At 39.0% G+C, this 23,004-nt stretch carries 27 protein-coding genes and 1 other annotated feature; of the genes, 9 read left to right on the forward strand and 18 right to left on the reverse strand.

The genetic code is table 11. The annotated features are described in order from the left end of the window. Window positions 1-582 carry a phosphatidylglycerophosphatase A family protein gene (locus tag ACQKN3_RS10340; protein WP_251689681.1) on the reverse strand — a complete coding sequence of 194 codons (582 nt, stop codon included), beginning with the start codon at window positions 580-582 and terminating at the stop codon, window positions 1-3. A 229-nt stretch (window positions 583-811) separates the two neighbouring features. Between ACQKN3_RS10340 and ACQKN3_RS10345 the strand changes: the two genes are divergently transcribed. From ACQKN3_RS10345 to ACQKN3_RS10355, 3 genes are all read left to right on the forward strand, one after another. Continuing rightward, window positions 812-1,531, forward strand: a complete 720-nt coding sequence (locus ACQKN3_RS10345; protein ID WP_427711171.1) for an alpha/beta hydrolase — start codon at window positions 812-814, stop codon at window positions 1,529-1,531. Between the two features lie 168 nt (window positions 1,532-1,699). Beyond that, window positions 1,700-2,215, forward strand: a complete 516-nt coding sequence (locus ACQKN3_RS10350; protein WP_251689685.1) for a YjcG family protein — start codon at window positions 1,700-1,702, stop codon at window positions 2,213-2,215. A gap of 3 nt (window positions 2,216-2,218) precedes the next feature. Beyond that, entirely contained in the window at window positions 2,219-2,647 is a 429-nt protein-coding gene (locus ACQKN3_RS10355; RefSeq protein ID WP_251689687.1) for a GNAT family N-acetyltransferase, read from the forward strand. 93 nt (window positions 2,648-2,740) lie between these two features. Here the strand turns inward: ACQKN3_RS10355 and ACQKN3_RS10360 are convergent, their stop codons facing one another. From ACQKN3_RS10360 to ACQKN3_RS10385, 6 genes are all read right to left on the reverse strand, one after another. Further along, window positions 2,741-2,989 (reverse strand): stage VI sporulation protein F, encoded by a 249-nt coding sequence (locus tag ACQKN3_RS10360; RefSeq protein ID WP_008403555.1) that lies wholly within the window; start codon window positions 2,987-2,989, stop codon window positions 2,741-2,743. An 18-nt stretch (window positions 2,990-3,007) separates the two neighbouring features. After that, window positions 3,008-3,172: a YjcZ family sporulation protein gene (locus ACQKN3_RS10365; RefSeq protein WP_285848814.1), complete on the reverse strand. Its 165-nt coding sequence runs from the start codon at window positions 3,170-3,172 to the stop codon at window positions 3,008-3,010. Between the two features lie 63 nt (window positions 3,173-3,235). Next, window positions 3,236-3,610 (reverse strand): stage V sporulation protein AE, encoded by a 375-nt coding sequence (gene spoVAE / locus ACQKN3_RS10370; protein WP_079524798.1) that lies wholly within the window; start codon window positions 3,608-3,610, stop codon window positions 3,236-3,238. Continuing rightward, window positions 3,607-4,602 carry a stage V sporulation protein AD gene (locus ACQKN3_RS10375; protein ID WP_251689688.1) on the reverse strand — a complete coding sequence of 332 codons (996 nt, stop codon included), beginning with the start codon at window positions 4,600-4,602 and terminating at the stop codon, window positions 3,607-3,609. The genes spoVAE and ACQKN3_RS10375 overlap by 4 nt, the downstream gene beginning before the upstream one ends. Continuing rightward, a complete protein-coding gene (gene spoVAC, locus ACQKN3_RS10380) occupies window positions 4,596-5,051 on the reverse strand; it encodes a stage V sporulation protein AC (RefSeq protein WP_427711175.1) in 456 nt (151 codons plus the stop codon). The genes ACQKN3_RS10375 and spoVAC overlap by 7 nt, the downstream gene beginning before the upstream one ends. 1 nt (window position 5,052) lies before the next feature. After that, window positions 5,053-5,454, reverse strand: a complete 402-nt coding sequence (locus tag ACQKN3_RS10385; RefSeq protein WP_251689692.1) for a YhcN/YlaJ family sporulation lipoprotein — start codon at window positions 5,452-5,454, stop codon at window positions 5,053-5,055. A 162-nt stretch (window positions 5,455-5,616) separates the two neighbouring features. On the opposite strand from ACQKN3_RS10385, the gene ACQKN3_RS10390 reads away from it, so the two are divergent. Continuing rightward, a complete protein-coding gene (locus tag ACQKN3_RS10390) occupies window positions 5,617-6,144 on the forward strand; it encodes a CotY/CotZ family spore coat protein (protein WP_427711177.1) in 528 nt (175 codons plus the stop codon). 99 nt (window positions 6,145-6,243) lie between these two features. On the opposite strand, the gene ACQKN3_RS10395 is transcribed toward ACQKN3_RS10390, so the two are convergent. From ACQKN3_RS10395 to ACQKN3_RS10420, 6 genes are all read right to left on the reverse strand, one after another. Beyond that, complete coding sequence (locus tag ACQKN3_RS10395; RefSeq protein ID WP_427711179.1) at window positions 6,244-6,561, reverse strand: 4-diphosphocytidyl-2C-methyl-D-erythritol kinase; 318 nt, start codon at window positions 6,559-6,561, stop codon at window positions 6,244-6,246. Between the two features lie 49 nt (window positions 6,562-6,610). Continuing rightward, entirely contained in the window at window positions 6,611-7,981 is a 1,371-nt protein-coding gene (gene mgtE / locus ACQKN3_RS10400; protein WP_427711181.1) for a magnesium transporter, read from the reverse strand. A gap of 176 nt (window positions 7,982-8,157) precedes the next feature. Beyond that, on the reverse strand, window positions 8,158-9,042 hold the full coding sequence (locus ACQKN3_RS10405; protein ID WP_251689700.1) for an RluA family pseudouridine synthase: 885 nt from the start codon (window positions 9,040-9,042) through the stop codon (window positions 8,158-8,160). Window positions 9,043-9,053: 11 nt separating this feature from the next. Beyond that, window positions 9,054-9,848: an NAD kinase gene (locus ACQKN3_RS10410; protein ID WP_079524781.1), complete on the reverse strand. Its 795-nt coding sequence runs from the start codon at window positions 9,846-9,848 to the stop codon at window positions 9,054-9,056. Further along, window positions 9,848-10,525 carry a GTP pyrophosphokinase gene (locus tag ACQKN3_RS10415; RefSeq protein WP_251689702.1) on the reverse strand — a complete coding sequence of 226 codons (678 nt, stop codon included), beginning with the start codon at window positions 10,523-10,525 and terminating at the stop codon, window positions 9,848-9,850. Before ACQKN3_RS10415 ends, ACQKN3_RS10410 begins: the two co-directional genes overlap by 1 nt. A 155-nt stretch (window positions 10,526-10,680) precedes the next feature. Next, window positions 10,681-11,127, reverse strand: coding sequence for a hypothetical protein (locus tag ACQKN3_RS10420; protein WP_427711183.1), 447 nt, complete (start codon window positions 11,125-11,127; stop codon window positions 10,681-10,683). 104 nt (window positions 11,128-11,231) lie between these two features. Here ACQKN3_RS10420 and ACQKN3_RS10425 point away from each other — a divergent pair, with 104 nt between their 5' ends. The 4 genes from ACQKN3_RS10425 to ACQKN3_RS10440 all read left to right on the forward strand — a co-directional run bounded on the left by ACQKN3_RS10425 (window position 11,232) and on the right by ACQKN3_RS10440 (window position 14,148). After that, the gene (locus ACQKN3_RS10425; protein ID WP_251689705.1) at window positions 11,232-11,819 is read left to right on the forward strand and encodes a CYTH domain-containing protein; all 588 of its coding nucleotides are present in this window, start codon (window positions 11,232-11,234) and stop codon (window positions 11,817-11,819) included. Between the two features lie 8 nt (window positions 11,820-11,827). After that, window positions 11,828-12,610, forward strand: a complete 783-nt coding sequence (locus tag ACQKN3_RS10430) for a lytic transglycosylase domain-containing protein (protein ID WP_285848815.1) — start codon at window positions 11,828-11,830, stop codon at window positions 12,608-12,610. Window positions 12,611-12,931: 321 nt separating this feature from the next. Continuing rightward, complete coding sequence (locus tag ACQKN3_RS10435) at window positions 12,932-13,330, forward strand: hypothetical protein (RefSeq protein WP_008403570.1); 399 nt, start codon at window positions 12,932-12,934, stop codon at window positions 13,328-13,330. Continuing rightward, a complete protein-coding gene (locus tag ACQKN3_RS10440; RefSeq protein WP_008403571.1) occupies window positions 13,327-14,148 on the forward strand; it encodes a DsbA family protein in 822 nt (273 codons plus the stop codon). The genes ACQKN3_RS10435 and ACQKN3_RS10440 overlap by 4 nt, the downstream gene beginning before the upstream one ends. An 820-nt stretch (window positions 14,149-14,968) precedes the next feature. On the opposite strand, the gene pepF is transcribed toward ACQKN3_RS10440, so the two are convergent. From pepF to spxA, 4 genes are all read right to left on the reverse strand, one after another. Continuing rightward, a complete protein-coding gene (pepF, locus tag ACQKN3_RS10445) occupies window positions 14,969-16,777 on the reverse strand; it encodes an oligoendopeptidase F (RefSeq protein ID WP_427711186.1) in 1,809 nt (602 codons plus the stop codon). Between the two features lie 54 nt (window positions 16,778-16,831). Then, entirely contained in the window at window positions 16,832-17,959 is a 1,128-nt protein-coding gene (locus ACQKN3_RS10450; protein WP_427711188.1) for a competence protein CoiA, read from the reverse strand. A gap of 321 nt (window positions 17,960-18,280) precedes the next feature. After that, window positions 18,281-18,934, reverse strand: coding sequence for an adaptor protein MecA (gene mecA, locus ACQKN3_RS10455; protein ID WP_427711190.1), 654 nt, complete (start codon window positions 18,932-18,934; stop codon window positions 18,281-18,283). Between the two features lie 313 nt (window positions 18,935-19,247). After that, window positions 19,248-19,646 carry a transcriptional regulator SpxA gene (gene spxA, locus ACQKN3_RS10460; RefSeq protein WP_008403575.1) on the reverse strand — a complete coding sequence of 133 codons (399 nt, stop codon included), beginning with the start codon at window positions 19,644-19,646 and terminating at the stop codon, window positions 19,248-19,250. 467 nt (window positions 19,647-20,113) lie between these two features. Then, window positions 20,114-20,330 (forward strand) — a binding site (T-box leader). Between the two features lie 63 nt (window positions 20,331-20,393). On the opposite strand from spxA, the gene trpS reads away from it, so the two are divergent. Then, window positions 20,394-21,383, forward strand: coding sequence for a tryptophan--tRNA ligase (gene trpS, locus ACQKN3_RS10465; protein WP_014824616.1), 990 nt, complete (start codon window positions 20,394-20,396; stop codon window positions 21,381-21,383). Window positions 21,384-21,629: 246 nt separating this feature from the next. On the opposite strand, the gene fabF is transcribed toward trpS, so the two are convergent. Beyond that, window positions 21,630-22,871 carry a beta-ketoacyl-ACP synthase II gene (fabF, locus tag ACQKN3_RS10470; RefSeq protein WP_251689712.1) on the reverse strand — a complete coding sequence of 414 codons (1,242 nt, stop codon included), beginning with the start codon at window positions 22,869-22,871 and terminating at the stop codon, window positions 21,630-21,632. Between the last annotated feature and the right edge of the window lie 133 nt (window positions 22,872-23,004).

Below are 23,004 nucleotides of genomic sequence, written 5' to 3' on the forward strand. Positions count from 1 at the left end.
CTAAATGTCCGTGTTTGACTTAGGATTTGGTCCTAATTCTACCGGTGGAATATCTGCGAATGTGCCGCCTTCTTCTTCTAAATCGCGCATACGGTGTGCCAATCGTGAAGCTGCACAAGCTGCGATGCTCCCGACTAGATCATCTAAAAATGTATTTACCGATTCGCCCGCTTTTGTATCAAGCTTTTCAATGATCCCGATTTTTTGCTTATCCAAATGACCGAAAGTTGTTACAGCAATACTTCCATACGTAAATACTGACCCTAATGCCAAAGTTTCATCAACACCAAACAATCCTTCATCTGCCTCGATAATTGCTTGAAGCGGTGCCGACAGCAGTCTTTTTTCTGCCAGTTCGTCAAGCTCAATTCCTACTAGTACAGCATGTTGCACTTCACGTTTATTTAATACACGAACAACCGATTGAATACAGTGTTCGATTGTTAAGCCTTCATTATATGGTGATTGCATCGTAAACACGATTTCAGCAATATCTTCAATTGTTACATGACGTCGTTCCAACGCGTTATACGTAGCTTTTGTCACTTCGTCTGAATGTACACGAATATTTTTATTATGCATAAGAAATCCTCACTTCAGTTTATTTTAAGCACTCATTTTTCCCGCATTAACGGATAGTAAAAATACCAGTAAAAGTCAGCTTCCAGTATTAGCTTGTGTTCCTGCTAACCAGGGGATGGAAAAACTCCCCACTGATTTAGGTTTCACTTTATGGCTTTCTTTATATATTACACCTTTATTTTACTATATGATACAATTTTACATACATCAAAATACAGGGGTGACAACATTGGAGAGAGGCACAGTAAAAGATGTTACTTTTTTTAGCAATGCATTAAACGAAGAGTTAGAATTACTAATTTATATTCCAGCAAATTATTCACCATTATATGAATATAACATTTTAATCGCATCCGATGGTAAAGACTATTTTCAGCTAGGGGGCATTCCGCGTCTTGCAGATGAACTGATCGATGACTATTTAATTGAAAATACAATTATTGTTGGTGTGCCATACAAAAATTATGAAGATCGAAAGAGAAAATATACACCAGCAGGGGATCAATTTGAAGCGTATATGCGATTTTTGGCACATGAGCTCGTGCCTTATTTAGATGATGAATTTTCAACTACACAAGTCGGCGGTGGGCGTGCATTAATAGGTGATTCTATGGCTGCAACCATTTCATTAATGACTGCATTCCATTATCCAAATATTTTCGGTAAAGCTATTTTACAATCACCTTATGTAGATGAGCTTGTATTGCAGGCTGTTAAAGATGCGAAAAATGTCAATATTCTTTCGTTGTACCATATTATCGGCCTCCAGGAAGATCAAGTGGCATTAAAGGATGGTACTGTAAAAGATCTGTTAACACCGAACCGTGAGCTGCATCAAATGTTCGTTCAACATGGTATTGATACATTCTATGAAGAATTCAATGGAAATCATACATGGACTTACTGGAAACCTGATCTAAAACGTGCACTAATTGAAATTTTCGGATAATACGGTATGCTGGAAATGTTTATTCACAAATTTTTCTGTTATAATTAAAACAATTACGCCTTGGTGTGGCTGTATCTAGATTTTTTTATGCCATTTACAGGACGTCTCACAATCATTTAGCACGGTGCTATATGAAATTATTTATATTATTTTTAGGGGGTAATGAATTTGAAATACGGTATTGTTGCTTTTCCATCTAAAAAATTACAAGATTTAGCGAACACTTATCGCAAACGCTATGACCCGCATTATGCTTTAATCACACCTCATCTTACGCTGAAGGATGCGTTTGATGCGGGTGAATCTGAAATCGGAGAAATCTCCAAGCATTTGCAGGAAGTGGCATCAAGGTTTGCACCTTTACAAATTCATGCCTCTCGAATCAGTTCATTTTACCCGACGACGAATGCCATTTACTTCCGAATTGAGCCAACACCACAGTTGGAAAATATTCAAAAACTAATTCAGGAAAAGATCAACTTGGGTGCGCCAAAGCATGTGTTTATGCCGCATATTACAATTGCACAAAAAATGAGCGCTTCGGAGCATGATGATATTTATGGTCAGTTGCGTATGGTTGGAGTAGATGAAAAAGATTCGATCGATCGTTTCCACTTGCTTTACCAATTGGAAGACGGCTCATGGACAACTTATGAAACATACAAATTGACTGGAGCTGAGTAATACGTGTTTGAAGTAAAACTAGTTACAACTGAAGAAGATCGCGAACATGCATTTGCGTTACGTAAAGAAGTGTTCGTTAAAGAGCAAGGAGTTCCACTAAGTCTGGAATTAGATGAATACGATGAGAAAGCCATTCATTTCTTAGTAAATGAAGGTGAAAGTTCAATTGCTACAGCACGGCTTCGGGAAGTAGAACCGAAAGTAGGAAAAGTGGAGCGCGTTTGCGTTTTGAACAACTATCGCGGTAAACGACTTGGTGCATTAATTATGGAAGCTGTTGAACAATACGCAAAGAATGCAGCTTTTGAAAAGCTTAAATTGAATGCCCAAAGCTATGCAGTTCCTTTCTATGAAAAACTGGAATACACTGTCACTTCCCCGGAATTTATGGATGCTGGCATTCCGCATCGCGCTATGGAGAAGAAAATCTAATTCTTTTAATCTCATAAAAGTAGAAAAACATCCATTTTCCGCCAAAGAAAATGGATGTTTTTCGTATTGTTACGCCACTTTTTAAGTTCCGACTTACTTCATCATTTTCTCAATTTTCGAAAAATCCAAAGATTTACCGTCTTGAATGATTGATTGGACAATTTTGTCTTCAAGTTCACTCGTAATCGGTTTATTTGCAAGACGGCTCACTTTTTTTACGATTTTTCGAACTTGTTTTTCATCCGAGAAATCTGCATACGTTAATGCATTTGCAAGCGTCATAATTTCATCGAAATCAACGCCGGTTTTGCGCTCCACTTTTTTAAAAAACGAACGATCCATAATGTTTACTTACCTCCCTTAAATAAATGCGCTACCAACGATAATAAGTAAAATAAAGAGTACAACGATCAATACGAATGTCATACTGTTATTACCGCCATAGCCTGGGGAACAACCATAATCACAACCACCTTGTTGCCAACCTTGCTGCCAACCTTGCTGCTGCCAACCATATCCAGACATACTTATACCCCCCTTTCTATTTTGTAGTGTATGCAAACACTCAAAAAAAAGGAGGGTATTCGTCTAATCTACTTTTCCTTTAGGCTTAAATATTAATGCCGCGATAAAGCCAAACAATATCGCAGCGCTAATTCCAGAGCTTGTCACCTCGAACATACCTGTCAAGAGGCCAATCCAGCCGTGCTTTTCAGCTTCAGCCATTGCTCCATGTGTCAATGAGTTTCCAAATGAAGTAATTGGAATTGTCGCACCGGCACCGGCGAAGTTTATTAAGGCTTCATATAAATTAAGTCCATCTAAAATTGCTCCTACTACAACTAAAATGGATAAAGTATGACCAGGTGTCAGCTTTCCTACATCCATTAATAACTGACCAATTACACAAATTAATCCACCAACGACAAATGCCACTAAAAATGTAAAGCCGATTGTACTCACCCCATCCCGATTTCAATTGCATGTGCTGTGCACGGAATTGACTCACCTTGTTGAAAAGAAAGCGGCGATAAAAGTGCACCTGTCGCCACTAATAATGCGCGCTTGTAACGACCACTTTTAAATTGTTCCATCATATAGCCGCTATAGACTGCAGCAGAACAACCCGCACCACTCGCCCCTGCCAAAAATGCTGTATCTTCACCGTAAAATTCTGCACCGGCATCACGGAATCTTGATAAATCTTCCTTTTTCACACCACTTTGGGCAAACATCGCAATTAAAATTTTCAATCCGATTTTCCCTAAATCACCTGTCATTATGACATCGTAATCCTGTATTGTTTGCGAACGCTTTTTTAAATGTGCCTGAATCGTATCAAATGCTGCCGGTGCCATTGCTCCACCCATATGAAATGGATCTGTTGCTCCGTAATCAATTACTTTTCCGATTGTTGCGGCTTCTACATATGGAAGTTTCGGCTGATGCTTACCAACTAATACAAATCCTGCTGCTGTTACAGTCCACTGAGCAGTTGCAGGTTTTTGACCTCCATAATCAACCGGATAGCGAAACTGGCGTTCGACCGAGTTATGCTGGCTTGAAGCACCTGCAATGGAAAAATCGCTGGCACCCAGTTCTGTCAATAAAGAAGCAATAACTATAGAAGAGACAGATGTTGCACAGGCAGAAAAGAGACCGATAAACGAAACAGCCAGTTCCCGTGCCGCAAAGTTTGTGGGTGTCATTTGATTAACTAAGTCTCCGCCCAGTAAATAATCAATATCCAAATTATTTAAATTCGATTTTTTTAATATTGTCTGACATGCATCTGAAATGAGAACGGCATTCCCTTTTTCATTCGAATCTTTTTGCAACCGTTCATCGGTTGATATTTTGTCAAAATACGTTTGAAAGACACTCCGTTTTTCCAAAGGCCCTACTACAACACCTGAAGAAAGAATGGATGGCTTTGACTGAAAAACAATTACCACGCCGCGACACCTACCGATACTAGTATTAATTTAATCAAGGTTACAAAAAAGGCCGAGACTACTCCAAATAAAATAACCGAGCCGGCAAGCTTGAACATGTTACTGCCGACACCTAATACAAGTCCTTCCGATTTCCCTTCAATTGCTGCAGAAACAACAGCATTACCGAACCCCGTTACCGGAACTGCACTTCCAGCTCCCGCAAATTGGCCTAGTCTACGATATTGTCCGAACCCAGTCAGAAGCATGGCGATAAACACCATTGTTGCCACTGTTGGGTTACCCACAGTTTTCTCCGTAAAATCAAAAAACATCATATAAATAAAGGAAATCGCTTGTCCTACACAACAAATGACACCGCCAACAACAAATGCTTTTAAACAATTGATGGCAAGAGGCGTTTTCGGTGTAATTTGATCTTTTAATGTATTGTATTGTTGCTCTTTCAAGTTACGTTTCCTCCTTAGCAAGCTTTTTTAATGCATGCAATTCTTTCAGCATTTTTTTCTGGTCTTTTTCTTCCATTAATTTAGTCGATTCCCAAAACATTTTAAAATCTGCGGAAACATTGACTTTACTATCGGAAAATTTATCTTCCAACTTCTTTTTCCAATCTTGCTCAATTTTTTCGCGGTTCCATTTTTTCAACGGTTTTAATTGCATTGCGACAAATAATTCATCTTCAATTACTAACAGATTCGCTTGTTCAATTGCATCATCTTCCTTTAAAAGCTTTTTTATTTCCTGCTGATTCTGTACATTATCTGTCAGCTCATACGTCACAACTTTCTCACGGTCATTGCAGCCTGCAAGAATTAAAAGCAAACTCAATGTCATAAGTGCTTTCCACATAGCAGTCCCCCCTTTTGTCCATTTTTCTCCAAGTATAACCTGTCGTATTTTGAATTATTCATCGCCCAAAGAAGTTTGGTGAAACCTGTTCATTAGCCCGATTCTTTTGAGAACCGGTTCATATTATTAGTAAGAGTTAAGTAAACCGGAGGTGAAAAAATAATGGGTTGTGGAAGAGGTAATAATGATGTAGGTGGAGCAGGTGAACATCACCAATCACGTGGTTGTGTTTGTGAGGTTGTCCGTGCGATTTTAGAAATTCAAAATGCAGCAGTACAGGATGAATGCAGTCGCTGTACAACAAACTGTTTCCTAGAGCCGCTTGGTGGAATTGTTAACCCGGCTCGTAACAATGTCGACACACGTGTATTTACTTTATTAAACAAGGATGGTTCTCCATTCTTCGCTACATTCACTACAGCAGATGGCCATGATTGTCCTTGTGTATCGATTTATTTCCGTGTTGAAGATGTATTTGATGGCTGCTGTGCAACATTACGTGTTCTTGTACCACAAGATGACAAAGAACATACAGTTGATTTACTAAATGATCACGGAACAGGTATTGATTTCCGTCAAGTATGTAAAGTGACACAATTTGAAGCTTCAGACAGCTGTATCACAGTTGATTTAGATTGCTTCTGTGCTGTTCAATGTATCGATGATGTGGACCTTGGCATTTGTGACTAATTCATATGAAAAACACATCTCGCGCATATAGCGCGAGATGCTGTATTTTCTTTCATGAAAGAACTAAAAAAGAGGAGCCATTAATTTGGCTCCTCTTTTTTATAACGTATTATGAATTAACACAATCTCATTAGCTTTTATCCAGCGTTTTGTATCTTGGTAATTCAGCAATACTTGACTACCAATTATTTTATCGATTGATCCGTGTATTTTTTCACCTGATTGCAAAATAAATACCAATACCCTTGGCTCTTTCGCCGGTTTCGAAAAATAATGGAGCTGTCGTGCAATAAGGGCATTTTCAATTTTTTCAGTAGTAGGTCGTACATAAATTGATGTACTTTCTTCCTCTATTTCGATTCGTTTTTCTTGTATATAAACCGGACTTGCAATAAAAAGTAATGGGTGAATTTCCACATTCCACATCCTTTTTCATACAATATGCAAAGTCTTTTCAAATCGTGACTTACAGAATCCGGCTAATAAACGTCGATGCTAGGCCAAGATAAATAATAATACTTGTGACGTCATTCAACGTTGTAATAAAAGGTCCTGATGCAACTGCAGGGTCAACACCCAGCTTATGCATTAAAATCGGAATAAACGATCCAGCCAGTGTCGCGACAATAATCGAGCAGCAAATCGATGCCCCGACAAGCAGACCGATTATCAATGTACCTTTCCAGAAGAATATGATTCCGACAACTATGGCACCACTTACCACTCCCATAATAAGCCCTGTACTTAATTCCCGCAGGATCAGCCTGAATTTACTTTTCCCGCCAATATCACCTGTTGCAATCCCTCGTATCGCTACAGCCAATGCCTGGGTGCCACTATTACCGGATGTACCTGAAATAAGCGGAATAAATGTTGCAAGCAAGGCGACTTTGTCGAGCGTTGCTTCAAATATCCCCATAAGTCCCGATGTCAGCATACCTAAGAACAGTAAAATAATGAGCCATGGCAAACGCTTTCCTGCCGCCCGTAAAGGACCTGCATCATTATCATCCATATCCGCAATACCTGCCAGCTTGGAATAGTCGTCCTCTGCTTCTTCTTCAATAACGTCGATAATATCATCGACCGTAATAATCCCTTGAAGTTCACGGCTCTCGTTGACAACAGGAATTGCCAATAAGTCGTAGTCCTTTATCAAGTTCGCGACATTTTCCTGGTCATCCGTCACTTTTACAGCTAGGACACGTTCACTCATGATGTCTCGGACATACAAATCCCCTTCAGCAACAATCAGTTCCCTTAAAGACATGACACCAAGTAATCGATGTTCCTGATCCACTACAAAAATATAATAAATCGTTTCGGCAGTTTGGGCTTCCTGCCGCAGCACTCGCATTGCCTCACGAACCGTTGCGCTTTCAACGACCGATACATATTCTGTCGTCATAATGGCACCGGCTGTATATTCTTCGTAGCCTAAAAGCTCATTAATTTCATCGACGGTTTCTTCATCCATCATATCCAAGTAATTTTCCCGTTGCTGGGTATCCAATTCATTAAGGATATCTACCGCATTATCGGTATACATGAAGCCGAACATGGCCGCACCGTATGATGGATCCATCTCATCTAAGTAAGTTTTATATTCATCGTCTTCAATTTCAGTTGTTTCAAAAATGATGGCCATTTCCTGAGGAGACAAGTAACGATAAATAATTTGCCGTATATCCGGGCCCACCTCTTCGTAAAACTGTGCTTGATCATATGGATGGAGTACAAGGAAATGTTCACGGAACGACTCGATGTTTTCTTCATCAAGCAGCATTCGTAAAAACGCTTCATCGTACTGGACTTCATCATTTTTTTCCTCTATCATGCTTGCCCCCTCCTTTCGACTTTTCATAACGAGTTATTTTATGATTAATTGCTATCCCTAGTCAAGGCTAATTACGTTTTACCATAACTTTTTCGTATCACGTAAATTCCTTCTCAACAGTATATTCCCAATTTCCCTAAAAATAAAAGATGCCAATGAAATCTTGGCATCTTGCATTAGTTAATCAATGTAGAAATCTCTTCTGGCAACTTGCTTTCAAAGTGTACTCTTTCTTTCGTTAACGGGTGTTCAAATTCAATGTAGCGGCAATGGAGTGCCTGGCGGTTAATTAATGTATGATTACCTCCATATAATTCATCCCCTACTAATGGATGGCCAATATAAGCCATATGAACACGTATTTGATGGGTTCTTCCCGTATGGAGCTTCAGGCGAATATGTGTCATATTATTTTTGCGTGTTAGCACAGTTACATCCGTATGGGCAAATTGCCCGTTTGGACGTACTTCACGCTCAATAATGCTCGTATCTTTCCGTCCGATCGGAGCAATGATGGATTGCTGAGCTTGTTCAATGATACCTTCTGCAACTGCTTCATATTCACGGTGAATTTGTCCCTTTTTTTGCTGTTCACTCATTAAATGATGGATATGACGATGCTTCGCTATAAGCATCAACCCGGATGTATCGCGGTCAAGTCTTGTCACGATATGAACAGTGGAAGCAAGCTGCTGCTGTTCAAAATAGCCATATACAAGGTTTGCAAGCGAATTATTCGGGTGTTCCCGGGAAGGAATCGAACTCATGAAGGCCGGTTTGTCGACAAGAAGCACTGCCTCGTCCTCATACACAACAGCTAATTCTCCTTTTACAGGAATCAGTCCTTCACTTGCTTCTTCTACCGGGAAAATAATCGTCACAACATCGCCTTCTGCCAAACGATGCCGCACATTTCTTTCTTCTCCGTTAACCAAAAGTGCCCCACCATCAAATTTAATGGCGGTTAATGCACGCTTTGAAATGCCCCAGTGAGCAATTGCATCTCGCAAAAGCTCCTGATCGACCGTATTGATAAATTGTAATTGAAATTGTTTATCCATATACCCTCATTCTATTCATTCGAGATAAATGAATCGTGCACACGTTCCCAAAACGGGAATGGTCTGAAACGTGCAAACCGCACTTTTTCATTTGCCACATTAAAAGTAATCGATTTTACATCGGTTTCCGTCATGCTAATATGATCGACCGTCATATTAAATTGCTGCTCATGTACGGGTTTTAATACACAGTTATGGTGTGCCGGCAATACTAAAGAAGATCCGACCGTCCTGAAAACGCGGTTATTGATCGATGCCATTTCTGTTATTTGCAAAGCCTGCAATGTCGGATGAATAATCGCTCCACCCAGTGCCTTATTGTATGCTGTACTGCCCGACGGTGTCGAAATACATAAGCCGTCTCCACGGAAGCGCTCAAAATGCTCGCCGTTCAGTTCCACATCCATTACAAGCGTTACGTCCGGCGATTTAATCGTTGCTTCATTCAGTGCAAGAAACGTACTGGATTCGGAATGCTGGCGATGAACCTGCACTTCCAATAACGGATATTCCACGACATTGTATTCCTTTTTGGCAATCGACAATACTAACTTTTCTAGCTCTGAAGGTTTCCAATCGGCATAAAAGCCTAAATGGCCTGTATGGATCCCGACAAATGCTGTTTTATCCAAACGGTGCAAATAGCGGTGGAAAGCATGCAATAATGTTCCATCGCCGCCAATCGAAAGAACAATTTCCGGCTCTTGTTCATCAAATTGTAAACCGAAATCAATTAAATAAGATTTTGCGAGCTCCATCAATTCATTTGATTGGTCATCTCTGCGTGATTGTATTGAAAACTTCATTATTTGTCACGCTCCTCTTTGTCAGTTGACTTATGGATAGCTGTATTCGTTGCTTCTTTCACTTCACTGAAATATGCCTGTGCCTCTTGAATTTCACTTCTAATTGAGGACATTTCTTCATCTAATCGGAATGCTGCTTCAGCTGCGCTTTGCAATCGATTTTTTATTTCTTCAGGGAAAATCCCTTTATACTTGTAGTTCATGGAATGTTCAATTGATGCCCAGAAGTTCATCGCTAATGTACGAATTTGTATTTCTGCCACAACTACGATGCGACCTTGAATCGTTTCTACCGGATACTCAATAATCATATGGTGTGAACGATAGCCACTCGGTTTACTATGTGTAATATAATCTTTTTCCTCGATAACTTTCATATCATTACGCTGACGGATCAGTTCGGTTACTGTTGCTATATCATCAACGAACTGACACATAATCCGTACACCGGCGATATCTTGCAATTCATTTCCTAAACGCGCAGTCGGTTCGAATGGTATCCCTTTATCAAGCGATTTGTCATATATACTAGCAAGTGGTTTTACACGACCTGTCACAAATTCAATCGGCGAATTGGCACTCATAATACCAAATTGCGAACGCATTCCTTTTAATTTTATTTTAAGTTCATCCACAGCTTGTCGATATGGACTCAAAAATACTTCCCACTGCCCCAATTTAAAAACCCCCCAACTAGAAATAGTTCATACCTGTCACACTATTTCATCAACACGTTGTTTCAAACAATTATACTTCTTGTAGACGAGAAATACACATTTCACACCTAAATCACGTGAAATGACCGTTTTTCTTGTGATAATTAAGTTTATTACTATTTATTCAAGAATTCGGCAAATGCCTTTTCGATATTATCAACAAATTGATCTCCATAGTTGCTGTTGCCTTCAATATTATAAAGCAATCCTTGTAATTCATCAGCAAATTGTTGAAGCGGCAGCAGACCATCTTCCACTTTCAAGTATGTTTTTTGCTCTGCCAATAACATTTGTAATAGTTGCGGCCATACATTTTTTGAAAAGCTAATATAACTGTATGCCTCATTTTCTTCTATGATATAAAGAAACGCCTCATTATCCGAATCGACGATTACTTGCCCTGTCGATTGCAATTGGCTAAGTTGTTTCTTTTCATTTAAAATAAAATAGATTTCATTATGTACTACTTCAACATGATCAATTAAATATACGTTTCGCAATGAATTAATCTCCTTTTTCTTTTCATCACCGGAAAATGTCGGTTGATAAAATTGATGATTCATCTACCCTTCACATTTTACCATAGGACACTCATTTGGTGCAGAAACGTTTAATTCTTTCAGCCATTGGATTTAATTGAAAACTATTACTAAAAAGGACGATGAAAATGACACAGCAAATTGAAATAGAATTCAAGAATATACTAACAAAGTCACAGTATGAACAGCTTCTTGAAACATTCTCCATAAAAAGCGAACAAATTATTCGTCAAGTTAACCATTACTTTGATACAAAAGAAAACCATCTAAAACAAATTCACAGCGCTCTTCGAATTCGTGTCGTGGAAGATTCGATTGAATTTACGTTAAAAGAAAAAGCTTCCAAACACCAGCATCTAGAAACGACAGATTATTTAGCACGTGAGGAAGCAGATCGTATGCTGGCCGGTGATGGAGTGCCCCCGTATTCTGTAAGCGAAAGACTGGCGTTATTTAATATTCCGGTTGGCGATTTGCACTGTTACGGTACATTGACGACCGACCGTGTGGAAATCCCCTATAAAGGTGGTTTGCTCGTGTTTGACCATTCTTTCTATTTGCACTGCGACGATTATGAGGTAGAATATGAGACACATGATGAAGCAGTCGGAAAGGAAATTTTCTCCGAATTTTTGGCACATCATGAAATTGAGCCACAGCCTGCGCAAAAGAAAATTGTGCGCTTTATGACGGCTTTAAACAATCAGAAAGGCTAGGTGCTGTGATGGATATTTCATCAATGAAAACATTGCTTGAACTTCAGGCAATGCAGAATTTAAATACATCCAATCAGTCAAGCGCAAGTGTATTATCATCATCTACGTCGACTTTATTTTCCGATTTAATGAGCGACATTTTAGGCGGACAATCTTTATCAAGTTCGCTAACTGGACTTGGTGATGTTAGCACTTTCCAGCAGTTAACGGATTCCGAACAAACTTCTAATTCGCAGCAGCAAAACTCGGCTGCTCAAAACTATATCGCAACATTTTTGTTGAATAATTCAACTAACTTAACGAATTTACCGGGTACATTCAACAGCCTTTCAGCAAGTAATGAAACATCCACAATTGAACAGTATATGACGGATTTTACAAGAAAGACCGATGTAGCAAATTTCTTTGCCGGTGCTGAAACTTATCAAGCAGAAATTGCTGCTGCCGCTAAGAAATACAATTTACCTGAAAAACTGATTACTTCCGTTATTAAACAGGAGTCGAACTTTAAAGCATCTGCCACTAGTGCTGCCGGTGCATCCGGTTTAATGCAGCTCATGCCTGCAACTGCGCGCTATTTAGGGGTGTCTGATCGTTTTGACCCTGCCCAAAATATTATGGGTGGCGCAAAATATTTACGCCAAATGCTCGACCAGTTTGATAATAATGTGGAAACAGCGCTTGCTGCGTACAATGCAGGTCCTGGAAATGTAAAAAAATATGGGGGAATCCCTCCTTTCCAAGAAACTCAAAACTATGTCAAAAAAATAATGAACTATATGAATGTGTAAATTATTTATAAATAGCGATGAACTTGTCGTGAAAATTTGAAGACGAAAGCCAAAAGGGATTTTGAGATTTTATTGTTTATGCTCCTGAAATGCTGTATTTTGGATTAGTTGGAAAATCGTTGTGAACACCTATTAAATCAACAATTCCACCGTTCTGATAATAGATGTGAAACGCCCTTCAAATTTTTTGGCAGGGCACTTTATTTGTTAAAATGGCCCTACGTTGCTAGAATGATTGTATCGCCTAAATGAAATTTACATTACTTACATGACATTCATATTTCATATACTGGCAAAGAAAGACACAAAGGAGTATAACTAATGAATCGAAAATATACGATTCCTTATGAGGAACTCGGTGCTGAAAAGCTTTCTGAATTAATTAACGCGTTCTACTCTCGAGTGGCGAAGCATCCTTTATTAATTCCTATTTTTCCTGAAGATCTGACGGAAACAATTCGTAAACAAATACAATTCCAAACGCAGTATCTTGGGGGGCCTAACCTTTTCTCTGAAGAACATGGTCATCCAATGATGCGTGCTAGACATATGCATTTTAAAATTACACCCGATCGTGCCCAGGCATGGCTTGAATGTATGGCAGAGGCGATGGACGAAGTGGGCTTGGACGGGAAATTCCGTGAAGTTTACTATAAGCGTCTCGTAATGACTGCTCACCATATGGTCAACGCCCCAAATGATGAGGAGGGATTTGAGTGAATAATATCCAACTTTTACAGCAACCTGTTGCACCATCCACATGTAATAAACCGATTGAGCTTTACATTTTTATTGACCCCCTTTGCGAAAAAGCATTATCTCTTCAAACGACAATGCGTAAACTGCAAGTAGAATATGGTCATTACTTTACATGTCGATATGTCCTTAGTACGGAACTCTCTGCTCTCAACAGCATGACGAGCCGGATGAAAGGCTGTGTTTCCGGAGCGGAATTGGATATTACACATCCAGCATTACCTTCAATTGCAATTAAAGCGGCTGAACTTCAAGGAAAGCGAGCAGGTTTCCGCTATTTAAACAAAGTTCAGGAAGTAGCGACACTTAATACACGCAATATCAATTCCCATGCGACGTTAATTGAAATCGCACAGCAAGTTAACCTGGATATGGATGAGTTCGTGTCCGACTTTGGTTCAAAAGAAGCAGCTCGCGCCTTCCAATGTGATTTATACTTAACACGTGAAATGGAAGTTGAAGAAATTCCAAGCATCGTATTTTTCAATGAGTGCATTGAAGATGAAGGCCTGAAAGTAAGCGGTTCTTATAATTATGAAGTTTACGAGCATATTTTAGCAGAATTGCTAGGAGAAGAATTAATTCGCCAACCGGTTCCCGCATTAGACGAGTTATTCGATCGATTCAGCACCCTTACAACAGCTGAAGTAGCCGAAATCTACTCAATTAATGAACAACTGGCAGAACGCGAATTAAAGAAACGTATGCTACAGCAAAAAGTAGAACGCATCATGACCGATGAAATTACACTATGGCGTGCAAAAGAACGCACGACCTACTAAATAATTTATAAAACGCACTTATACAATATTTTCACCAGCTATGCATTCATGCAGGCTGGTTTTTTTATGTTTTCTGCAAGATATTTGAAATTCAATAAGTACAATAGAGTTTTTTGATGATATGAGGATAGACATAGGTAAATTTGCCCCTGTGTTCGTTCAGGCCGTCGTGAAAGGAGAACTTGCTAGCCTAAGTCAGGAGGAATGCGGAAGCAATTGTGAGGGATTTAGAGGCGTTTTGGATGAAGTGCAGTAATCTTTATTTTATTCGCCGTTTGGATTGGAAAAGTAGAATCTTTTGAGGTGAAAGTAAAATGTTTCTCCTAGTATGTAGAAACTTTTCATCGGAATGTAGAACACTTGCCTGATTAAGTAGAACGCCCTCCCCCATTAAACCCGAATCGAATAATGGAGAACAAAAACAAAAGAGGCGCCTTATTCTCGAGAAATAAGACGCCTCTTTTTCACAAAGGGGATGGGAGAAATGTTCACGTTCAAACAAAGGGGTGTATGTTTGTTATGTGATTTATTTCACGAGTATTACTCTATCATGGAATAATATTTCTTGCAATGTATCTTTCACAATTTCACAAATTCGTCATATAGTAAGCGTTTCCAAGCGAAGTAATGAGGTTTAAAGTAAAATGTCATAAATTCTTCTTTAATTATCTGCCTTAAACGCCGATATATCAACACTCAGAAAGCCTTTTCTTCTAAATATAACCGTTAAAACATCCTCATCTAACTTCACCAAAACAAAGTAAATTTCCATTTTTTCAAGCAAAAAACGCACCTGAAACAGATGCGTTTTCACAAACTATTAATTATTCAATAATAATTTTTCAAGCTCTTCTAGCTTCTCTTCGAATACTTTACATGCCAATGCGATCGGTTCCGGAGATTCCATATCTACACCTGCAGCTTTTAATACTTCAATCGGGAAGTCCGAGCAGCCTGCTTTTAGGAAGTTGTTAATATAACGCTCAACTGCCGGTTCGCCTTCTTCTAAAATTTGTTTAGATAATGCTGTTGCCGCTGATTGACCTGTTGCATACTGATATACGTAATAGTTGTAGTAGAAGTGTGGAATACGCGCCCATTCCAGACCGATTTCCTCGTCTACTGTTATTGCATCACCAAAGTATTGTTTGTTTAAATCGTAATAAATCGATGTTAATTTTTCCGATGTGATTGATTCGCCTTTTGCATCTAATTCGTGAATCATATGCTCAAACTCAGCGAACATTGTTTGACGGAATACCGTACCGCGGAAACCATCCAGCCATTGATTTAATAAATAGATTTTCTGCTTATCATCATCCAATGTTTTCATTAAGTGATCAAATAATAGTTCTTCGTTACACGTTGAAGCCACTTCCGCAACGAAAATCGAGTAATCTGCATATTGATACGGCTGGTTGGCACGTGAATAATAACTGTGCATCGAGTGGCCGAATTCATGTGCCAATGTATAAAGGTTATTCACATTATTTTGCCAGTTCATTAAGACATACGGATTTGTACCGAACGTTCCCGAAGAATAGGCACCGCTGCGTTTCCCTTTGTTTTCTAGCACGTCTACCCAACGGCTTTCCAAACCTTTTTCAACGATTTCCTGATATTCTTTACCAAGTGGCGCGAAGCTTTCTACCATCGTTTTCTTTGCTTCGTCATATGTTACTTCCATTTTCACTTCTTTAACAAGCGGTGTAAACAGATCGTACATATGCAGCTCATCTACACCAAGTACTTTTTTGCGAAGCTCTACATAACGGTGTAATGCCGGTAAGTAATCATGGATTGTTGAAACAAGCTGGTCATACACTTTTTCAGGAATGAAGTTATTGCTAAGTGCTGCATGACGAGCAGAATTGTAATTACGAACTTTTGCATTAGCATTATGCGCTTTTACATTCCCAGCTAAAGTTGTCGCAAATGTATTTTTATATTGGCCGTAAGTTTTGTAAACGGCTTTAAATGCTGCCTCACGTACTTCACGATTATCGCTTTCAAGCATTGTAATATAGTTACCGTGCGTAATTTGTACTTCTTCTCCATCTTCCCCTATGATTTTCGGGAATTCTAAATCAGCATTGTTTAAAGCGCTGAATGTTTTGCCAGCTGTCGATGTCACTTCAGAAAATTGTGCCAGCAATTCTTCCTTTTCAGCAGATAAAATATGAGGACGGCCCAAGTTTAGTTCTTTTAGGCTTTGTTCATATAGTGAAAGTGGTTCATAGCTTTCCACATAGCTGTTTAAAGTCGCTTCATCCAATGCTAAAATTTCAGGTGTAATAAATGACCACGCTGCTCCTGCATTTGTAAGAACAGAGCGAATACGACCATCAAGATCCTGGTATTTACTATTCGTCGTATCCTGATCATGCTTCAAATGAGAATATACATATAACTTGCTCAGACGCTCGTATAATGCATCACTGAACTGCAATGTATTGTATAAGCTTTCCGCGCTATCTGCTACTTTCCCTTTATAATCCGAAGCTTTTTTTGATAATTGTTCCACTTCTTTCAGTTCAGCTTCCCAAGCTTCATCGGATTCAAAAATTGTTGTTAAATCCCATGTTAATTGCTCAGGTACTTCTTCACGCGTTAAAATTTGCTTTGCCATTTATTTGCCTCCTACTATTCCGATATTCGAAATTATAAATCTATTTAAACAATTTCAACATCCAAATGCAACCAATTCGTCGTACAGAACATTAAAAAGTTGTTCCTCGGCTATATTCTCACCCAGTTGCTTAATATTGAGATGTCTTAAAATTGCTAAATAGTGTTCCACCGCCGCTTTTCGCTCATCCGTCAACTTCAATTGACTCCATTTGAAAAAATAAGGAATTGCATGTACATTCATCGTTTTGGGAGTGAGCGCATGGTAGTCCATAAAATGAAAAAGCCCTACTTGCCATTCTATACAAAATTGATTAAAAGCATGCGTATTGTAAACAGGAATCCCCAAAAAAATCGGGAACTCCGTCATCGTTAGCCTTAATTCATAAATTGAACGGAAAAATTGATCGTTTACCCCTTTTTTGCTTAATAAAAGACGGGGATGGATATAGTATTCCCGATATTTCCTGTAGTTTTTCAGGAGCAGATGAAATTGGGATTTTGATACTTTTTCAGGAACCAACAGCGGAAAACGTTGTTGACTAAGGGGCAATGGCTTAACAACAGCGAAATACTGCCATTTATGAAGATGAATTAAATTGCTAATATAGTAGAAGGTTTTGCTTTTTACATCATAGGTGATGAGGAATTTCTGTTCTTTATACTGTTGCATAAATTGGGAATGTGTATGATTGATTGAAACTTTTACGATACCGGTACCTTTGAATTTATCGGGAGTATGCAAAATCCATATCGGCGTTATTTTTGCTTGCAAATAGCCTCTAGTACGCTGTTGAAAAGATGGATGCGCGATTGGACTGCACTGAAATTCGATTGCATATTGATGATTTTTTATTGTGATGAGAATATCCGGTCGCTGTTGAAGCTGCGGCAAATACGGTTCAAGGACGGGACGTAGCTGAAGGCTCATAAAAAGTTCAAAGAGGTGTTGTTTCCCAAGGAGATGTTCGGCAGATTCCCCTTCCGAAAACAAGGAATCACATTCACTGTTTTTTTGATGTGCAAAGTGGGGAATTCTTATTTGTCCAGCCTTTAATAAAAGCTGTTCTTTACATTGAGGGCAGAAAAAGGACTGCTGCTTTTTTATTCTTTGTAATTCATCCAGCGGAAGTTTCGACGTTAAATGGAATAATTGCTGTTGTTCGGTCATTGCGACCAGCATTTGCTTCCACTCCTTTTTAACCATCTTAATGAAATGCATATTCATTTTCAACTTGTAAATAGTAACTATTGGAAACTGGTTTTTTCAATGGATTTCTACTTTTATTGATTGCCGTCCCCCTTTATAGACGAACTTTCCACTTTTCCGTCACAAGGTTCTACTTTCTCGATGCCCTATTCTGCTTCACACGCACTATATTCAACTTTCCTCAACCAATATTCTACTTTTGCCCCTCTATATTCTACTTCCTCCAACCAGATATCCCCCAGCACAAACACAAAAAAGCCACCTGAAATCAGGTGACTTTCGTAAACTGCTGTCCTAATCAAAATACGTAATGATTGTTTCGAAGCAGTCTTCAGCAATGATTGTTTCCCCGTACTCTTCAAGGCGGTGCGCTGTAATTTTGGAAGCAGCTAAATATTCAGTACATAAAGCGATGATATTTCTCGCTTCCTGGCTTTCCAAATCTTTCAAATCTACATATAAATAGTAGCAATCCTCCCATTTATACAACACAGATTCTAATCCTAATGGTGCTGCGCGTTTTGCAAGAGGTACTAGTTCGTCAATATCTTTAAATCGGAATCGGGCATTTTCAAGCGATTGTTCTTCTTCTTTTGCAGCTTTGCCAATCGCATTGAAGATCGATTCTTCCATTTCATTTAATTGATCTGATATATGAAGGTCATCTTCAAAGTTGCCTGTCATTGAAGAAGTTTCGGAGTCATTACCTACAGACGCGCGTGTAACAACGACTTCCAATCCACTTTCTGAAGCGTTAATATGAATCCAAATTGGACCATCTAAATCGAAATAATCATCTGTATTTATTTCACCAATGATATCCCAGAAAAGCTCTTCACCTTTTGCGCGATTGTACCATATTTCTTCACGAGTATAACCGCGGTCCTCGATATCACTATACGTAATAAATAATTTTAGCGTATTTTCATTAATGCGTTCGATGTCCATTAGACCTCAACCCCCTTCACAGTCATTGTATAGAACGTCGCTTTATTTCCAAGTGGCATACAATATGGCGTTCTATTGCATCGGAACTGAGATACTTTTAAATATTAGAAGTATCTATAACTCTATTGTATGATGGAATGGATTAAAATGAAAAGGAAAAACATTATTCAGGATAAATAATTTGAATAATTGAAATTGTATTGCACCACTCCATTTAAATCAAGTAATTAAGGTGTCTTTCTAATATGTTCTAAAATAAAAAAAAGATGCTACAATTGCACAATATGCATCCGTAACATCATGAGCGGTCTATTTAGTTAACCATGCGTTGTGCTTCTTGCAACTGGTATGCTCGTACTTTACGAGGCAGGAATCGACGAATTTCATCTTCGTTATAACCAACTTGCAGACGTTTTTCATCTAAAATAATCGGACGACGTAATAGTCCCGGATATTCCTGAATAAGCTCATATAATCGTTGTAACGGCAATGTTTCAACATCGACATTCAACTTCTGGAAAATTTTCGAACGCGTTGAGATAATTTCATCTGTACCATCTTCTGTCATTCGTAAAATCTCTTTGATTTCACTAATTGTAAGTGGCTCGGAAAAAATGTTACGTTCTGTATATGGGATATCATGTTCCTCTAACCATGCTTTTGCTTTTCGACATGAAGTACAACTTGGTGAAGTAAATAATGTTACTAACATTGGCTCACTCCCTCTCTAATTGATTTCAATTCAATTGCTAGATGTTGCTTCCTGTTATTAAAGAAGCACAAATGTATAAGTAAAACTCAATTTAGAATTAATTTAATTTAAGATTCTGTTCCCATTATACATGAATAACCCATGTTTGAATATACAATGTCAACAAATAATTCAACTTACGTAATAAATTTTATTACGTATTTCTCTCTAATAGGCACACTTTCTATAATTTTGTGCCATAACAAATTTTACCCGTATAATAGAAAAATAAAACGTCCTGATTTTCGATATTTTTTCTCATTTAACAAAATGTAATTGAGAAAAAAATCAGAAAATACAATGTCATTTCATATAATACAATCATCTATTTACTACTATTTCCATTTTCACTTCGTTTTATTCCTGTTTCTTTAAAATAAAACGATTGCTTTCTTTTCAATGATTAAGTTATAATCCTTTCAAGATTATAAAAAACGATGACGAAGAGTAGTACATTTAATGAGAATGCCTAGAGAGTCTGTGGTTGGTGTAAACAGATCATTCGTTAAATGGAATGGACTTCCGAGTTAGCTTGATGAACGTTTCTATTAGTAGTCCAGCTCGTCACCTTCACGTTACGAAGCAAAGTGGCCGATTTAGGCAAGCTGGGTGGTACCGCGGATTTTAACATCATTCGTCCCTTCTATTTTCGAATAGAGGACGCATGATGTTTTTTTATTTTCATTTGATTTTAAGGAGGAACACCCAATGAAAACAATCTTTTCAGGTGTACAACCAACAGGAACTATTACTTTAGGGAACTATATCGGAGCGATTAAACAATTCCCTGCTTTACAGGAAAACAACAACGCCATTTATTGCATCGTGGATCAGCATGCAATTACTGTGCCACAGGATCGCCTGGAGTTGCGTAAAAATATCCGCTCTTTGGCAGCTATGTATATTGCATGTGGCATTGATCCGAAAAAATCAATTTTATTTATTCAGTCAGAAGTCCCTGCCCACGCCCAAGCCGGCTGGATGCTGCAATGCGTCGCTTCAATAGGTGAATTAGAGCGTATGACACAGTTCAAAGACAAATCAACAGGTAAAGAGTCCGTTTCTGCCGCACTATTAACATACCCGCCGTTAATGGCTGCCGATATTCTTCTTTACAATACAGACATCGTACCAGTAGGCGAAGACCAAAAGCAGCATATTGAATTAACACGCGATTTAGCTGAGCGTTTTAATAAGCGCTACAATGACGTATTAACGATTCCTGATATTCAGTTGCCGAAAGAAGGCGCACGTATCAAATCATTGCAAGAGCCGACTAAAAAGATGTCCAAATCGGATACGAACTCAAAAGCGACGATTCGCCTGCTTGATACAGCAAAAGAGATCGAGAAGAAAATCAAATCTGCTGTAACGGATTCTGAGGGAATCGTTAAATTTGATATTGAAAACAAACCAGGTGTATCAAACTTGCTTATTATTGAATCTGCCTTATCCGGAACAGCAATTGCAGATTTAGAAGCAAAGTATGAAGGCAAAGGCTATGGTGATTTTAAAGCTGGAGTAGCACAGGCTGTTATTGACCACTTAACACCAATTCAAGAACGCTATTATGCACTGATTGACTCACCTGAACTTGATGAAATTTTGGATGAGGGTGCAGTAAAAGCGAATGCCATTGCCTCTAAAACACTCAAGAAAATGGAGAACGCGATGGGCTTAGGCCGTAAACGACGCTAAACATCCCGCCAATAGCAACAAGCAGCATATACAACTCTGCTCCGTGTACAATGTACATTAATACAGCATGCCATGAATAACCGAGCGTGCGGTAATTCAAGTATAAAATCATATTACTGATCGACATGACACTGAGCCCATAAAAAAATAAAAAAAGTACGAAACGTGTCAAAACACCATCCTTCGTACAACTATACGAAAAACGAACGTGCGATAGAAGAAGCACGTTCGTTTTTTGTCATTTTATTAATCTGTAAATTTTTTAAATAATAAACAAGCGTTATGTCCGCCGAAACCGAGTGAATTGCTTAACGCATATTCAACTTCCGCTTTTCTTGCGGCATTTGGTACATAATCCAAATCACATTCCGGATCCGGCTCGTGTAAATTCATTGTCGGCGGCAAAATACCTTCCTTCAACGCAAGTACCGTAAAGATTGCCTCAATACCGCCTGCTGCACCTAATAAATGGCCTGTCATACTTTTCGTTGAGCTCATCGCCAATTTATAGGCATGGTCACCAAAAACAGTCTTAACTGCCTGTGTTTCAAATAAGTCATTATATGGTGTACTCGTACCGTGTGCGTTAATGTAACCAACTTGGTCAGGCGATACTTGTGCATCATCGATTGCCATTTGCATCGCACGTGCTGCACCTTCACCGTTTGGAGCCGGTGCTGTAATATGATGGGCATCCCCAGTTGAACCATATCCAACAACTTCACCGTAAATTTTCGCACCGCGCGCTTTTGCATGTTCATACTCTTCCAAAATTAAAATCCCTGCGCCTTCACCAATAACGAAGCCGTCACGGTTTTTATCGAATGGACGTGATGCAGTTGCCGTGTCCGGATTTAACGATAACGCTGTGTTTGCAACGAAGCCGGCAACCGCCATTGTTACGATTGGTGCCTCTGCTCCGCCTGTAATCATGACATCCGCATCTCCACGTTCGATTACTTTGAACGCATCCCCAATCGAGTTTGTTCCTGATGCACAAGCCGTTACAGAACAAGAGTTTACTCCTTTTGCCCCTAGATAAATCGATACTTGTCCAGATGCCATATCCGGAATCATCATCGGTACGAAGAATGGACTTACACGGCGAACACCGCGCTCCTGGAATGTTAGAAACTGCTGTTCATGTGTTTCCATTCCGCCGATTCCAGAACCGATCCAAACACCTACGCGCGGTGCCATTTCTTCGGTAATCGTCAAGTTGGCATCTTTTGCAGCCATCATTGAAGCAGCGACCGCATAATGTGTAAAGCGGTCCATTTTACGTGCTTCTTTCTTTTCAATATATTCTTCTATATTAAAATCTCTTACTTCAGCGGCTACAGAGACTGGAAATTTGCTCACATCTACACGTGTTAATGGTCCAATACCAGACTTGCCTGCAATTACATTTTCCCATGCTTGCTCTGCACTGTTTCCTACTGGCGATACTGCACCGATTCCTGTAACAACAACTCTTCTTTTCTCCATTATTTAACACCCTTTTCTAAGTTAAATTCTTTTCCCTATTTAAAGGTTGATTTCATTTCGGGTCTTTGGCCAATACGATGTCGGTGACGATTTTAGTATTCGTTCCATCCTCCCCAACCTTCCAATCAACGTG

Source organism: Solibacillus sp. NPDC093137, assembly GCF_050280445.1.
Lineage (GTDB): Bacteria > Bacillota > Bacilli > Bacillales_A > Planococcaceae > Solibacillus > Solibacillus isronensis_B.